The sequence below is a fragment of the Roseburia sp. AM16-25 genome, assembly GCF_003473825.1.
Lineage (GTDB): Bacteria > Bacillota > Clostridia > Lachnospirales > Lachnospiraceae > Pararoseburia > Pararoseburia lenta.
Window position 1 is genome coordinate 658,077 of the sequence record NZ_QUCW01000002.1, and the last position, 15,164, is coordinate 673,240.

The window sequence follows — 15,164 nt, forward strand, 5'->3', positions numbered from 1 at the left end:
TTTAAAGATCTTACATCATTCCCATACTCGGATTTGCTGGCATTTCCGGTGCCGGTTCCTTGATGTCTGCAACAACAGATTCTGTTGTAAGCAAGGTAGATGCAACAGAGCATGCATTCTGTAATGCGCTACGTGTTACCTTGACAGGATCCAGGATACCTGCCTCTACCATATTGACATAAGTCTCATTATAAGCATCAAAGCCAAATCCCGGCTGTGCTTCTCTTACCTTATTGATGATAACGCTTCCTTCCAATCCGGCATTTGCTGAAATATGGAAAAGCGGAGCCTCCAGCGCCTTTAATACAACCTTGGCACCTGTCTTTTCATCACCTTCCAGAGAATCAACCAGTTTTGCAACTTCCTTGGAAGCGTGGATGTAAGCAGATCCGCCACCTGCGATGATACCTTCCTCTACAGCAGCACGTGTTGCGTTTAAGGCATCTTCCATACGGAGTTTGCTTTCTTTCATTTCTGTCTCGGTAGCAGCACCTACACGGATAACGGCAACGCCACCGGCAAGTTTAGCCAGACGCTCCTGTAATTTCTCTTTATCGAACTCAGAAGTTGTCTCTTCGATCTGTCCACGGATCTGTGATACTCTGGCTGCAATGGCATCCTTATCACCCTCGCCGTCAACGATAACGGTAGACTCTTTCTGAACCTTAACTGATTTTGCACGACCAAGTTGATCCATGGTAGCATCCTTTAATTCCAGACCTACTTCTTCAGAGATTACCTGACCACCGGTAAGGATGGCGATATCCTGTAACATTTCTTTTCTGCGGTCGCCATAACCAGGTGCCTTAACAGCAACAACATTGAAAGTACCTCTCAACTTGTTCAGGATCAGGGTTGTAAGGGCTTCACCCTCTACATCCTCTGCAATGATAAGAAGACGGGATCCTGACTGCACGATCTGCTCTAAGAGTGGCAGGATTTCCTGAATATTGCTGATCTTCTTGTCTGTGATCAGGATATATGGATCATCCAGAACGGCTTCCATCTTATCCATATCGGTTGCCATATATGCTGAAATATAACCACGGTCAAACTGCATACCTTCTACCAAGTCAAGTTCCGTCTGCATGGTCTTAGATTCCTCGATCGTGATAACGCCATCATTGGAAACCTTTTCCATGGCATCTGCTACCATGTTACCAACGGCTTCATCACCTGCTGAAATTGCAGCGACCTTAGCGATCTGCTCTTTTCCGCTGACCTTTTCAGACATGGAAACAATAGATTCTACTGCGGCATCTGTAGCCTTCTTCATACCTTTACGAAGAACGATCGGATTTGCTCCGGCTGCTAAGTTCTTCATACCTTCTTTGATCATAGCCTGTGCCAATACGGTTGCGGTTGTTGTACCATCACCGGCAACATCATTGGTCTTGGTAGCAACTTCCTTGACAAGTTGTGCTCCCATGTTCTCAAACGGATCTTCCAATTCGATCTCTTTTGCAATGGTAACACCATCGTTTGTGATGAGTGGAGCACCGTAAGACTTATCCAAAACAACGTTGCGTCCCTTTGGTCCGATCGTAACTCTGACAGTGTCAGCCAACTGATCTACACCTGCTTCTAATGCTTTCCTAGCTTCTGCGCCATATTTAATTTCCTTAGCCATAATTTAATCCTTCTTTCTTATATCTATTTTTACTCTACTACAGCAAGAATGTCATTCTGACGAACGATGATATAATCTTCGCCTTCTAACTTTACTTCTGTTCCGGCATACTTGGAATAGATGACCTTCTGACCAGCCTTAACCTGCATAACAACCTCTTTACCCTCTACCATTCCGCCAGGACCTACGGCAATAACCTCTGCCTCCATTGGCTTTTCCTGTGCTGCACTTGCCAGGATAATGCCTGACTTTGTCGTTTCTTCTGCCTGACACTGTTTTAAAACAACGCGATCTGTTAATGGTACTAATTTCATTTCTATATGCCTCCTTATATTTCTCTCATTCTTTGTTAGCACTCACTTTGTACGAGTGCTAACCACAATTCATATAATAGGATTCTAAGAACCAAGTTGCAACTTTAGTCACATCCAATAATTCCAAGAATCCTATCTTTATCTAACGTATACTCTTATTTTCTCACTTTTTCTTACGCTCAATACTTTTTGTCGTATTCATAAGCCTTTCTGACAGCGGATTGTGAAAGAGTTTTTCCTGCACATTATCTGCAAAGGTCTCTCCGCTGGAATAGGCAAAACGGCAGATGACATCCTTTAAGACCTGCTGCTTTTCCACCGGCATGGCAGATAGGGTCTTAGAGATATTGGTCATCATGGAAAATTTGTTTGCCGTCAGTTCGTCCAGCGTCGTTGCTCCGGTCGATTGCAGGGTACCAAATAAGATATTGACAAATTCTTCCCTCTCCTCCGCACTCAGACCATAGATCCAGTTTTTTAAAGTACGATCCAGCATCACGGAAGACTCTGACAGATTTTCGGCAAAAACAAAATGGTTGCCAAGGACTTCCCATGACATGGCATCATGCTGCATGGCGCCGGTCTGTGAACTCTTTACCACCCGATGATCCATCTCGTTTTCCAAAAGCATGCCAACAATGGAAGATTCCGGTATGGTACTGACGACCCGGGGCATAATGCGCTCATAAGACTCCTGCGTCGTGATCTCTTTTAAAAAGCCCGGACCATCATTGGAATAAACACAAGTAATGCGATCCTGAATGGCAGGCTGGCAAAATGCAGATGCATATACGGCAAAGTTGCCGCCCTTGGAATGTCCTCCTACAAGCAGTTCATAAGAAGTATCGCCATAGCAGTCATTCAGATACTGGGCTGCCCGGATCTGACCCTCCGTCTGATAAAGGAAAGACATATTAAAGTCTTCTTTCCAGCCGACAATGGTATTATCCGTCCCGCGGAATGCCACATAGACCCTGTCATCATCTAAAAGAAAAGACAAAACCGAAAACTGGGTCTGATTTTCTTCGTCGATCTCATTGACATAGTTCATAAGCCGCAGATTTTGAAAACGTGCAGATGCTACCATCTTGTGCATCAAAAAAGGTGCGACCTTGGTGGTAGAGTTCTTCGCCATGATCTCTTCTTCTGAATACATAGAAAAGAAGCGATCGTGTGCCTCCCGGATCGTGATCCATTGTCCCTTTTGATTCAAGCCCGGGACAATGCCGCCAAAATCTGTGTATGCCAGTTCTGCTAAGACCAGATTATCTACTTCATTAAAGGGGTCAATCTCCATGGTAATATCACCACGCCAATCTAAATAATCCGAAATATTTGCCATGCCAAACTCCTTTCAAAAATCCTACACTTCTTCCTCTACCAAGGCAGAATCCGCTTGATCTGTATCCGGCAGTGGATCACTTTCTGTCTCATCGGCATGGTCCTCTTCCACTTCCTCCGTAATAGCCGTGGTCGTCTCCTGCTTGCCTTCAAACCACTGGTCGGATTCTTCGATATTGCGTTCCAACTCCCGTTTGCTTTCCTTGTGATAATGCTTGGTCCTCACCCCAACAAAACACAGGGATAAGAGTGCAAATGCACCAACCATGATCAGGATACCATAAAAGGCAGTCTCATACCTTGTTATCATATTCCCGATATCCAGTAATATGACAACCGATCCTGCTACGGAAAGCAGGGAAAAGATCAGACTGACGATCCAAAGATCTCCATGTAAGTTCTTTAACTGGACGGTGTTCTGCAACATGACAACGCCCTCGATCAGAACCAGGATACCCAGATAATTTGGTATGGAGTCCGCAATATCCTGTGCACGGATCAAATCAATGGCTCCCAAGATCACGACCAGCGTGCCGACCGAAAAGCCATAATTGGTCGTTCTCTGAAATTCCTTATGTAAAAAGTAACGGCTGATCATCCAGATGCCCCATACCAAAAGACAGGCACCGGCACCGTAGCAGAAATAGATCATCCTGACCGCATCCGTAAATAACATGATGCAGCCCACGGCGATCAAGAGGATCGACATAAAGACGATCGCAATATTTCCAACAACATTGGGATTATCCTGTTTGCTCATCCATTCCTCCCCACTGTCTTACAGTGTTTCTGCTCTCTCTGAAATGTTCTTCTTGAAGTTGATCACATCATGATTGTATTCCTTGTCGATGAAATCCGATGTGATGATAAAGTCAGCCGTCGCCTTGTTGTTGGCGATCGGAATGTCATAGACCTGTGCGATACGAAGCAGTGCCTTTACATCCGGGTCATGCGGCTGTGCCGTAAGCGGATCGGAGAAGAAAATGATCAGATCGATCTTGCCCTCTACGACCTTGGCTCCTACCTGCTGGTCACCGCCTAAAGGACCGCTGTTATAACCGCGTACCGGAAGTCCTGTACGATCTGTGATCATACGCGCGGTCGTGCCGGTACCGCATAAAAAGTGCTTCTTTAATTCTTCTTTGTGTTCTTCACACCATGCAATGATCTCAGCCTTTTTTCCGTCATGTGCAATGAGTGCAATGTTCTTTTGCTTACCAATGGTAAGTGTGATCTTGCTGTCGTCCATAATCAGATCCTCCTTATGTCTCTTTTAAAAATGTCTTATCTATCCGAGGCTTGCCAATATGACAACGATAAAATTCGTCAATCCATGAGCCACGATAACGACCCAGAGTTTGCGCGTTTTGATATATACCGTTGCAATCGCAAGACCTACCAGAAATCCATATAAGAATTGTACCACATTAAAGTGCATGATACCAAAACAAAATGCAGAAATAATGACTGCAATTTTTTCGTCATACCAGAGGCTCAACTGCCCGCATACGATCCCACGGTAGACCAGTTCCTCCAAAATCGGAATACTGATGCAATTTGCAAAGATTTTGGTCAAAAGACCGCCCGCATAAAGCGTGGCATTCGCCTGGGCATAGCCGGAAGAATAAGCCACCAGCGGCGTATGGGAAATGATGAAATTTAAGATCAGTCCCAATGCCACAACACCAAGGATATACAGACATTCTCTTGGGAAAGTCTCTTTATCCCAGACTTTTTCTGCCCGCACGATTGGGGCTTTTTTGTAAATACCATAGCAAAAAGGTATGGTCAAAAGACTGGCGATCCCCAGCAAAAACAAATGACTGGCGTGTGCGCCAAAAAGCAGGCGCAGTGCCACGAAAAATACATTGTATAGCAGATAATATACCACAATCGGATAAATGATCTGCCAGAGTCTGTTTGTCCGAAACTTACGCATTTTCTTTTTCCTTCAACATGTAATAGAGATCATAGATGGTACGTCTTCTGACCGGATGTACCAGTCCCGGTGCGATCTGCATGAGCGGTTCTAAGACAAACATGCGGTTGCACATATCAATATGCGGCACGATCAGGTCTTTGGTATGGATGCAGGCATCATCATACAAAAGAATATCCAGATCCAGTGTCCGTGGTCCCCAGTGGATCTCGCGCTTACGGTCTGCTTTCTCCTCGATCCTATGTAAAAAGGCAAGCAGGTCTTCCGGTGATAAAAGGGTCTCTATGGTCGCTGCCCCATTTAAGAACTTATCCTGATCCACATATCCATAAGGCTCGGTTTCTATATAGTCTGAAACAATGACATTTCTGACATTAGGATCACTGATCAACTCTTCCATGGCATCGGTCAGATACTTTTCCTTGTCGCCCATATTGCTTCCGATCGCAATGGCTACCTGATGCCATGCCTTTTCTACCTTGACACCCACGTTTGCAAATTCCATAGGAATCGGTGCATGCGGTTTTTTGATCTCTAAAACTAACTTTTGTACGCCCGGAAAAGCATACATGATGGATGTTGCAAGTTCATCTGCTACCTTTTCCAAGAGATCATGTGCATTTTCCGCAAAATATTTTTTGATAAAAAGACATACATTTCCATAGTCCACCGTATTTGACAGGTCATCGGAATGAATCGCTCCGGCAAAGGAAGTATCAATCCAGCAATTCACGACAAAGATCTGTCCTTCCTCTTTTTCCTGTTCATATACGCCGTGGTATCCAAATACTTCTAATCCTTCTACTATGATCTGTTCCATTTTTACCTGCTTTCCCGGATGCGTTCTAACATCTGAATCAATTCCACATTTTCTTTGACATCATGCACACGCACGAACATACAGCCTGTCTGTACGGCTACGGCACTTGTCGCCAGAGTTCCCACCAGACGCTTGTCGGTCGGCACATCTAAGACATAACCGATCACAGACTTTCTGGATGTCCCCAGTAAAACCGGATAGCCCAGTGCCTTGAGGCGGTCCAGATTTGCGATAGTCATAAGGTTCTGTTCCTGGGTCTTGGCAAAGCCTACCCCCGGATCCAAAATAATCCGCTCTTTCTTGATGCCGGCATCCAGTGCCCTTTTTGCATCTTCTTTCATCTGCCCGATAAAAAGATCGGCGTCCATCTCCTCCGTGATCTTATCCCGATTGTGCATGAGGCAATAAGCGACACCGCTGTCTGCTACGATCTTTCCCATGGCAGGATCATACTGTAAACCCCAGATATCATTTAAAAGATCGGCTCCTGCCTGAATTCCCTCTTTTGCCACGGCTGCCTTATAGGTATCTAAGGATACCGGGACGGAAAATTCCTGCTTGATCTTTTCGATCACCGGAAGGATGCGGTCGATCTCCTCCTGGTCTGTGATCTTTTCATGTCCCGGTCTTGTAGACTCTCCACCAACATCAATGATAGCCGCACCATCTTTTATCATCTGCTCAGTATGTTTTAAGGCAGCGTCCAAATGATTATATCTGCCGCCATCCGAAAAGGAATCCGGTGTCACATTTAAGATTCCCATGACATAAGTGTGTCCCTCTTCCAAAAATTCCTGATTTCCTATGATCATAGCAAGCCTCTCTTTCTTATATCATAATCTTCCTTTATCTCAAAATAGGGTCTGTCGATCCTTTCTTCTGCTTTCCATTTGCAGGTATCGCTTGCTAGGCAGGCAAAGCATTCCCTCGAAAAATGATCGGCAAAGGAAAGCAAGTCTTCCAAGGTCTTTTGGCTGCCACGCTTGGCATAACGAATCTTGACATCCTGCCTTTTGCTATGGCATTTCACCGCTGCACATATCCTGTCTGTCTTAGCAGGATCATAGCCAATAGACAACAAAATCTCCTCTGCAAGGATCGCTGACGATTCTGCATGGGAGATTCCATTCTGATACTGCAAGGCACGCCCCAGATCATGAAAGAGGGCTGCAAGCATGATCTCCTCTGCATCGATCGAAAGCCCATTTTCTTTTGCCAACAAAATAGCGATCTGTCCTACCCGAAGAAAATGTTCCATATCATGTCTGCAATAAGTCCTATCTGCTTCGTAGTCCGTGATCGTCTCGCAGCATGCTTTATATTGGGGATGTTCTAAAACCTGTGTCACTGTGTCCATATGCCGTATCCAAACTTTATTTTACTAATTGAAAAAAACGATCCTGTAGTGCCGTATCCTCTGCAAAGATGCCCCTTGTCACATAACTGACTGTCTTGCTGCCCGGCTTTTTGACGCCGCGCATGGTCATACAGGTATGCTCTGCCTCAAGCATGACCATAACGCCCATGGGATGCAGTTGTTCATTGATAGCATCCGCGATCTGTGCCGTCAACTGCTCCTGCAGCTGGGGTCTTTTTGCAAAGACCTCAACCGTCCTGGCGATCTTGCTGAGTCCCACGACCTCGCCCTTTGGGATATAGGCTACATGTGCCTTGCCAAAGAATGGCATCAGATGATGCTCGCAGGTGCTGTAAAATACAATATCCTTTTCCAAGACCATCTCATTTCCAGCCACATGAAAACGCTTGGAAAGCGGCTCTGCGGCATCCTGATACATACCGGCAAAGATCTCCTCATACATGCGTGCTACACGATCCGGTGTCTCTAAAAGTCCCTCGCGCTCCACGTCTTCGCCCACGCCCTCCAAGATCAGGCGCACGCCCTCTTTTATTTTTTCGTGATCAAACATCTCTTACTCCTTTACAGATGCTTTTACAATCTTCTTAAAGTCTCCCAGATAAGAAAGGGAACCAAAGGCTAAGATCATATCATCCCCCGCCTGCAGTGCCTGATAAAGTGCATCCTCTAAAGAAGGACAGGCAAGCGCCGCATAGGAAAGATTCTCTATGGTCTTTTGCAATTTTTCGGCCGGCAAGGCTCTGGCATTGTCCGGTGTGACCGTATAGATATGCCCTGCTCTTGGCAGAAGCAGTGCCAGCATTTCCTCGTATTCCTTATCCGCAAGTACCCCCATTATATAGGTTATGGATTTATTTGTAAAATCACTTTCCAGCGTTTCCCATAATCTTTTGGCTGCGGGCAGGTTGTGTGCCCCATCCATATAGATCAGCGGTTCCTTACAAAGGCACTCCATCCTTCCCTGCCAGACGGTCTTTTGCATGCCCTCTTTTACCGCCGCATCCGAAATAAAAACGCCCAGTTTGCGCAAGGTCCGAATGGTCTCTAAGACCAGGACACTGTTTTGCAGTTGATAGGAGCCCTCCAGGGGTACCTCTATATCCGAAAATTCCTTATAGTCATAACAGAGCGGCTTTCTTTGCTTTATCTTTACCTTGCTCTCATCACAAAAAGTAAGTCCGGTCTTTCCAGCCTTAGCCACATCCTCTAAGACTTTGGCAGCCTTTGGCTCCTGCCAGGTGGAAACAGCCTGTCCCCCTGCTTTCATAATGCCAGCCTTGATGCGGGCAATGCTTTCCAGATCCGGTCCTAAGAACTGCATATGGTCTCTGCCGATTGCGGCAAAAACGCTGCATAGGCTATGGTTCAATACATTGCTTGCATCGGTCGCCCCGCCCATGCCAACTTCCATGATGACATAGTCACAGCCTGCTTCGTAAAAATAAAGATATGCCAGTGCCGTCTCCACTTCAAAAATGGTCGCGCATACACCATGCTGTCTTTCAACTTCCTGCCAGGCATCCTCCATGCGGTGCATATAGGCATTAAAAGTCGCTGCGTCTATGTACGCGCCATCGATGGAAAAACGTTCCTCGTAGCAAAAGACTGCCGGGGACGTATAAAGCCCGACCCGGTAGCCCTGCAGGCATAAAATACTCTGCAGCATAGCACAGGTAGAACCCTTTCCATTGGTTCCTGCCACGTGGATGACCTGTAATTGCTCCTGCGGATCGCCCAGAGCCTGCATGAGCAGGCACATGGCATCCAGCCCTAAGACACTGCCTTTTTTTGCAATTTTATCCATAAAAGCACGGGTCTTATCATCAAACGTCATTATTTCTTGACACCTTTCGTATCGCGATTGCCAATGTGCAGGCGGTTTAAGACCACATCCTTGCCCTTGACTTTGACCGTCTTGCTATCACCTGTATGCAAGAGATAGACAGCCTGCAAGAGATCCTTATCGGCTAAGCGCATGCCCCTGACACCAATCGCGCCCTTCTTTTTCTCCGGTATGGCCGCCGTATCAATGCGCAGGAACATTTCCTTCTCGCTTTGCATGACAATACTATCCTGGTCTTCTAAGACTCCGACTAAAAGCAGACCATCATCCGGGGCTAACTTGGTAGCAGCCGTCGTTCTCTTTGCCACATCAAACTCGCCGCCATCGACTACCTTTAACATGGATGTCTTGGTCGCAAATACCAGTTTTTTATCTTTTAATGCAGCAACGGACGCGATCAAAAGGCTTTCTTCCTTGCTCGCATCAAAGTTACTTACATTATCCAGCGGCTGTCCCTTATCGCGGAACTTGCCAAACGGCAGGTCTAAGACCTTGATCAGATGCATCTGTCCCTTATCGGTAAAAAGTGCCAGTTTATCCGTATTTTTACAGAAGATGATCTGGCGGCTCTCTGCCTCAGCCGCCTCTTTGTTGCGTTCAAAGGTAGGCATATCCACAACACGGCCGTAGGCAAAACGATCGATCATGACAGCAACATCCACTTCCTCGATCGGCTTTTCTTCTACCACAACTTCTGCCACATTATCAATGACCGTGCGGCGCTCCTTGGCATATTCCTTCTTAAACTCTTTTAATTCCTTCATGATGACCTTTGCCATGGAAGCACGGTTTTCCAGGATATCAGAATATTCCTGAATATTTTTCATGGTCTTTTCATAGTCGTTCATGAGTGCCTGGATCTCCAGACCGATCAGTTTATACAAACGCATTTCCAAGATGGCAGTTGCCTGTCGTTCTGTAAAATGCAGTTTTTCGGCGTCTCTTTTTGACACTTCCGACTTAAAGCAGATGCCTTCGGTAATCCCCTCAACCAGACATGCTTTTGCCATTTTCATATCCTTACTGCCGCGCAGGATCTCAATGATCAGATCAATGACATCGCATGCCTTGATCAAACCTTCCTGAATCTCCTTTTTCTGGCGTTCCTTGGCAAGCAGGGTCGTATATTTTCTGGTAGCCAATTCATACTGGAAGTTGACATGATGGCGGATGAGCGGGACAATGCCCATTGTCTCCGGTCTGCCGTCTGCAACGGCAAGCATATTCACGCCAAAGGTATCTTCCAATCTTGTCTTTTTGTAGAGCAGATTGCAGAGATTTTCGGCATCGGCTCCCTTTTTCAGATCAATGACGATACGGATGCCTTCTTTGGAGGACTGGTTGGAAATATCAACGATATCTGTCGTCTTTTTCGACTCGACCAGACCATATACGTCATTTAAGAACTTTCCGATATTGGCACCGATCATGGTATATGGGATCTCCGTGATGATCAGACGTTCCTTGCCGCCCTTGACCTTTTCGATCTCCACCTTGCCACGCACCTTGATCTTACCGACACCGGTCGCATAAATGGCATGCAGATCATCCTTGTTGACCACGATACCGCCGGTCGGGAAATCCGGTCCCTTGATGTATTCCATCATCTGCTGGGTATTGATATCCGGGTCTTTCATATAGGCAATGACACCGTCGACCACTTCCCCAAAATTATGTGGCGGAATACTGGTCGCCATACCAACGGCGATACCTTCCGCACCGTTGATGAGAAGGTTTGGCACCTTGACCGGAAGGACTTCCGGCTCTTTTTCCGTCTCGTCAAAGTTTGGAATAAAATCAACGACATCCTTATCCAGATCCGCCAGATAACACTCCTGGGTCACCTTGTGCAAACGTGCCTCGGTATAACGCATTGCCGCTGCACCGTCACCCTCGATCGAGCCAAAGTTACCATGCCCTTCCACCAAAGGAAGTCCCTTTTTAAAGTCCTGTGACATAACGACCAGGGCGTCATAAATGGAAGAATCACCATGTGGATGATACTTACCCATGGTATCTCCGACGATTCTGGCTGACTTACGGAAAGGCTTATCGTAACGGATCCCCAGTTCGTGCATATCATAAAGCGTACGTCTCTGCACCGGCTTTAATCCATCGCGGACATCCGGTAAGGCTCTTGCAATAATAACGCTCATGGCATAATCGATATAGGATTTCTCCATGATCTCCGAATATTCCATGCGAATCAATTTTTCCTCTACTGCCATCTGTTCTTTCTCTCCTACTTACTATTTCAAACGTCTATACGTCAAGCTGCGCATCTCTCGCGTGTTCGTAGATAAAGGCACGGCGCGGTGGCACATCATTTCCCATCAACATTTCGGTCACATCGGATGCCATACGTCCATCCTCGATCTCTACCTTTTTCAAGATCCTGCATTCCGGATCCAAAGTCGTCTCCCACAACTGTTCCGCATCCATCTCACCCAGTCCCTTATATCTTTGCAGGGTAAAATTACCCGTATGGGTCTTTCTGTATTTTTCCAAGGCGGCATCATCATAGAGATATTCTTCCTTTCCCTTGGATGGGATTGCCTTATAAAGAGGCGGCATAGCAATATAGACATGTCCCTCATAAATGAGTTCCGGCATAAAGCGATAGAACAAGGTCAAAAGCAAGGTAGAAATGTGGGCACCGTCCACATCGGCATCCGCCATGATGATGATCTTGTCGTAACGCAGTTTGGTAATATCAAAATCGTTGCCGTAGCCCTCGGAAAAACCACAACCGAAAGCATTGATCATAGTCTTGATCTCGGCATTGGCAAGTACCTTATCGATGCTTGCCTTTTCCACGTTCAGGATCTTTCCACGGATCGGCATGATCGCCTGATACATACGGTTTCTCGCCATCTTGGCAGAACCGCCCGCAGAATCTCCCTCCACGATAAAGATCTCGCACTTGGAAGCATCCCTGCTCTCGCAGTTGGCAAGTTTTCCGTTGCTGTCAAAAGAAAACTTCTGCTTGGTCAGAAGATTGGTCTTGGCACGTTCTTCTGTCTTACGGATCTTGGCTGCTTTTTCCGCACAGGAGATCACGGTCTTTAAAGTGTCAAGATTTCGGTCAAAATACAACTGGATCTCGTCCCCGGTCACTTTAGCGGTTGCCTTGGAAGCGTCCTGGTTATCCAGTTTGGTCTTGGTCTGTCCCTCAAAACGCGGTGCCGGGTGCTTGATGGATACAACTGCCGTCATACCGTTTCTGACATCAGCCCCGTTAAAATTGGCATCTTTATCCTTTAAAATGCCAAGTTCCCTTGCGTAATTATTGATGACTGTCGTAAAGACCGTCTTAAATCCGGTAATATGGGTACCCCCCTCTGCATTGTAGATATTGTTACAAAATCCCAGAATATTTTCATGGAATTCGTTGCAATACTGAAAAGCGATCTCCACGCTGATTCCATCAGACTCTCCGCTAAAATAAACGACATCATGGAGTTTTTCTGCATTTTTATTGATGTCCTTGACAAAGCCGATAATGCCGTCCGGTTCGTGGTACTCGATATGCTCGACTTCTTCTTTTCTTCTGTCCTCATAAATGATGGTCAGTTTGGGATTCAGATAGGCAGTCTCATGCATACGGCTCTTGATCTCGTCCTCTTTGAAATTGGTCTTTTCAAAAATTTGGGGATCCGGCAGGAAATTGATCTTTGTCCCGGTCTTCTTAGTCTTGCCGATGGTCGGCAGCAGACCATTTTCCAGTGCGATCACCGGATGTCCCTGCTCATATCTGTCGTGATGGATAAAGCCATCGCGGGAGATCTCCACATCCATATAGGTAGACAGGGCATTGACCACGGAAGAACCTACACCGTGTAAGCCACCACTGGTCTTATAGACACTGTCATCAAATTTTCCACCTGCATGTAATGTGGTAAATACCACGCGCGCGGCAGAGGCACCGGTCGCATGTAAACCAACCGGAATACCTCGTCCATTATCTTCTACGGTACAAGAACCATCGGCTTCCAGTGTCACCCAGATCGTATCACAGGCTCCTGCCAAATGCTCATCTACCGAGTTGTCCACGATCTCATACACCAGATGGTTCAGCCCCTTGCGGGATACACTTCCGATATACATACCCGGTCTTTTGCGCACTGCCTCAAGTCCCTCTAATACGGCAATACTGCTCTCGTCGTAAACGTTCTTTTTCGCCATTTCCTAACCTCACTAAAAAATTGCCTAAAGAAATGCGCCGAAGCAATGCTTGGCGCATCCTTTTGCTCTTATTATAACTTTGAATAGCCGAAGCCATTGACCATGGCCTCGATCGGTATGCCTTTCTTGCAATACGGACATTCATGCGGTGCATAGGTCTGATAGCCCGGCAGATCATCCGTGGTAAAGAGTGGAAATACCTCGGTATTGCCAACCTTGGTCATGGTACCAAAGATGGAAGATACACCCACGATATTACCTCCGTAATACTCAATACATTCCAGACTCCTGCGCACGGTCTCGCCCGTCGTCATGGTTGCCAGCAAAAGCAATACATTTTTCCCCTCGATCGCCGGACGTACATTTTCACGGAAAAGCAACTGGTTGATGCTGTTGACTTCCGGAGACACGATATAAACAGTCTCATGTTTGTTGTTATTTGCGAAATGTCCTTTTTCTAATTCCTCTGCCAGATAAGCGCCCAGTACCTCCGTACCATCCATGCAGACAATGGTATCCACTGTCGTCACATGATGCAGCATCTTGTTCTTGATGCTTCTTGCTGCTTCCCTCGCCTCATTGGCACGTACCTTTAATCGCGTCACATCGATATAGAAGTTGATGTGTGATGAACTCGTTGCAAAATGCCCCGGTGTCGCGTTTAACGTAATGGTATTGTCATCCTTTGCATAAAACTTGACCATACGATCCCGAATACTCTTTACTGCCTCTCCCATAATGCATACCTCCTACATTTTACCGGTAGATCCAAATCCACCTTGTCCCCGTTCTGTCTCGTCTAAATCTGCAACCTCTTCAAATTCTACGGAAAGAAATGGCATGATGACCAGTTGTGCGATCTTTTGTCCCGGCGCTACGACGCGCTCCTCCCCGCTGTCGTTATGTAGTGCCACCTTGACCTCACCACGATAGTCTGCATCGACCACGCCGGTACAGTTGGCAGGACGAAGTCCCTCCTTGGCAGAAAGTCCGCTTCTGGCAAAAACACCGCCAAAATATCCTTCCGGCACTGCCAGTGCGACACCTGTGCCGATCATTTTGGTTTCGTGCGGTGCAAGCCTTGTCTCCTCTGCAATATCTGCAAACAGATCATAGCCCGCTGCCCAAGCACTTCCTCTCTCCGGCATTTTTGCGGAAGATGTCAGTTTTTTCCATGCTATTTTCATTCCATCTACTCCTAAAAAAGAATTGCTATTTACAATGTAACACGATTTCGTTTGTTTTTCTAGTGGCAACTACATCGATCACACGCTGATTGCTGCTGCCGCGCCAGTAAAGACTGGTATCTTTCTTTTCTACGACAAATTCTCCGTCCACCAAAACATCCACGTATTCCATGACAGGAAGCGTCTGGATAGTCTCGTAGGTAAAGCCGGTATAAAGCCATATGGTTTTTTCCGGAAAACGATCCTTTACCTCTTTGGCAAGCAGGGTCACATCTTCCCGGTTGCCATAAAAAAGAGGATCTCCACCGCTAAAAGTGATACCGGAAATATAATCATGATCCAGTGCCTCAAATAACTCTGCCTTTGCCTCTGGATCAAACTCCAGACCGCCATTGGGATCCCATGTGACCGGGTTCTGGCAATCCTTGCAGCAATGATCGCAGCCGGCAACCCATAAGACCACACGCAGACCGTCGCCGTTTAGCATATCGTCTTTTGTTATATTATGATAACGCATTTATTCCACC

The 15,164-nt window shown here is 46.4% G+C and carries 16 protein-coding genes; all 16 read right to left on the reverse strand.

Annotated features, from left to right (window positions below; genetic code table 11):
* Positions 1-10 precede the first annotated feature (10 nt).
* The gene (gene groL / locus DW183_RS07080; protein ID WP_118281276.1) at positions 11-1,630 is read right to left on the reverse strand and encodes a chaperonin GroEL; all 1,620 of its coding nucleotides are present in this window, start codon (positions 1,628-1,630) and stop codon (positions 11-13) included.
* A 29-nt stretch (positions 1,631-1,659) separates the two neighbouring features.
* Positions 1,660-1,944, reverse strand: coding sequence for a co-chaperone GroES (locus DW183_RS07085; protein WP_118281277.1), 285 nt, complete (start codon positions 1,942-1,944; stop codon positions 1,660-1,662).
* 163 nt (positions 1,945-2,107) lie between these two features.
* A complete protein-coding gene (locus tag DW183_RS07090) occupies positions 2,108-3,286 on the reverse strand; it encodes a DUF2974 domain-containing protein (protein WP_118281278.1) in 1,179 nt (392 codons plus the stop codon).
* Between the two features lie 21 nt (positions 3,287-3,307).
* Positions 3,308-4,045 carry a DUF308 domain-containing protein gene (locus tag DW183_RS07095; protein WP_118281279.1) on the reverse strand — a complete coding sequence of 246 codons (738 nt, stop codon included), beginning with the start codon at positions 4,043-4,045 and terminating at the stop codon, positions 3,308-3,310.
* 18 nt (positions 4,046-4,063) lie between these two features.
* Positions 4,064-4,534, reverse strand: a complete 471-nt coding sequence (locus tag DW183_RS07100; protein WP_118281280.1) for a methylglyoxal synthase — start codon at positions 4,532-4,534, stop codon at positions 4,064-4,066.
* A 39-nt stretch (positions 4,535-4,573) separates the two neighbouring features.
* Positions 4,574-5,224: a CPBP family intramembrane glutamic endopeptidase gene (locus DW183_RS07105; protein ID WP_118281281.1), complete on the reverse strand. Its 651-nt coding sequence runs from the start codon at positions 5,222-5,224 to the stop codon at positions 4,574-4,576.
* Positions 5,217-6,044: a 2-amino-4-hydroxy-6-hydroxymethyldihydropteridine diphosphokinase gene (gene folK / locus DW183_RS07110; RefSeq protein WP_118281282.1), complete on the reverse strand. Its 828-nt coding sequence runs from the start codon at positions 6,042-6,044 to the stop codon at positions 5,217-5,219. The genes DW183_RS07105 and folK overlap by 8 nt, the downstream gene beginning before the upstream one ends.
* Positions 6,045-6,046: 2 nt before the next feature.
* Positions 6,047-6,856, reverse strand: coding sequence for a dihydropteroate synthase (gene folP / locus DW183_RS07115; RefSeq protein ID WP_118281283.1), 810 nt, complete (start codon positions 6,854-6,856; stop codon positions 6,047-6,049).
* Complete coding sequence (locus DW183_RS07120) at positions 6,853-7,401, reverse strand: HD domain-containing protein (RefSeq protein ID WP_118281284.1); 549 nt, start codon at positions 7,399-7,401, stop codon at positions 6,853-6,855. The genes folP and DW183_RS07120 overlap by 4 nt, the downstream gene beginning before the upstream one ends.
* 16 nt (positions 7,402-7,417) lie before the next feature.
* Positions 7,418-7,972, reverse strand: coding sequence for a GTP cyclohydrolase I FolE (gene folE / locus DW183_RS07125; RefSeq protein ID WP_118281285.1), 555 nt, complete (start codon positions 7,970-7,972; stop codon positions 7,418-7,420).
* Between the two features lie 3 nt (positions 7,973-7,975).
* Positions 7,976-9,256, reverse strand: coding sequence for a bifunctional folylpolyglutamate synthase/dihydrofolate synthase (locus DW183_RS07130; RefSeq protein WP_118281286.1), 1,281 nt, complete (start codon positions 9,254-9,256; stop codon positions 7,976-7,978).
* Positions 9,256-11,493, reverse strand: a complete 2,238-nt coding sequence (locus tag DW183_RS07135; protein ID WP_118281287.1) for a DNA gyrase/topoisomerase IV subunit A — start codon at positions 11,491-11,493, stop codon at positions 9,256-9,258. Before DW183_RS07135 ends, DW183_RS07130 begins: the two co-directional genes overlap by 1 nt.
* A gap of 34 nt (positions 11,494-11,527) precedes the next feature.
* On the reverse strand, positions 11,528-13,450 hold the full coding sequence (locus tag DW183_RS07140) for a DNA gyrase/topoisomerase IV subunit B (protein WP_118281288.1): 1,923 nt from the start codon (positions 13,448-13,450) through the stop codon (positions 11,528-11,530).
* 71 nt (positions 13,451-13,521) lie between these two features.
* Positions 13,522-14,187: an orotate phosphoribosyltransferase gene (locus DW183_RS07145; protein WP_243069530.1), complete on the reverse strand. Its 666-nt coding sequence runs from the start codon at positions 14,185-14,187 to the stop codon at positions 13,522-13,524.
* Between the two features lie 12 nt (positions 14,188-14,199).
* The gene (gene dut / locus DW183_RS07150) at positions 14,200-14,637 is read right to left on the reverse strand and encodes a dUTP diphosphatase (protein ID WP_118281289.1); all 438 of its coding nucleotides are present in this window, start codon (positions 14,635-14,637) and stop codon (positions 14,200-14,202) included.
* 25 nt (positions 14,638-14,662) lie between these two features.
* Positions 14,663-15,154: an anaerobic ribonucleoside-triphosphate reductase activating protein gene (gene nrdG, locus DW183_RS07155; RefSeq protein ID WP_118281290.1), complete on the reverse strand. Its 492-nt coding sequence runs from the start codon at positions 15,152-15,154 to the stop codon at positions 14,663-14,665.
* Between the last annotated feature and the right edge of the window lie 10 nt (positions 15,155-15,164).